This is a genomic window from Gilvimarinus sp. 1_MG-2023, from assembly GCF_030548285.1.
Window position 1 is genome coordinate 1 of the sequence record NZ_JAUOSC010000289.1, and the last position, 386, is coordinate 386.

General features: G+C 54.7%; 1 protein-coding gene. It reads left to right on the forward strand.

What is annotated here, in order from left to right:
- Nucleotides 1-386 (forward strand): ethanolamine ammonia-lyase subunit EutB (gene eutB / locus Q4563_RS16835; RefSeq protein WP_303605307.1); only part of this gene is annotated, 386 nt, incomplete at both ends.

Sequence of the window (386 nt, forward strand, 5' to 3'; positions counted from 1 at the left end):
GCCCCCTGCTTTACCCTGCACTCCCAGGTGACTGCCGAAGGTCAGCAAATGGCAACCGAGTTGCTGGCTGCCGCCGGTGCCAACTTTTTTATGGACGTCTATTTGGGCAACGATCGTATGCTCGCCTACTTTGATACCAGTGGCCATGACGATCAGACCCTGCGCGAGATTCATGAACTCGAGCCTGCACCGGAGTATCTCAGCTGGGCGATGGATAAAGGTATTTTTGTCCGCGATGAAGACGGTGGATTGGAACGTGGCCCCAACTGGGGTAAACCAGAACAGTTCTGTGCATCAGAAAGTGACTACCAACGTTTGCTGGAATCGGTTCCGGCAGCTTATGGCTTTGATAATGCCGGGCCACGACCAAGCAATCAGGTGGCGCG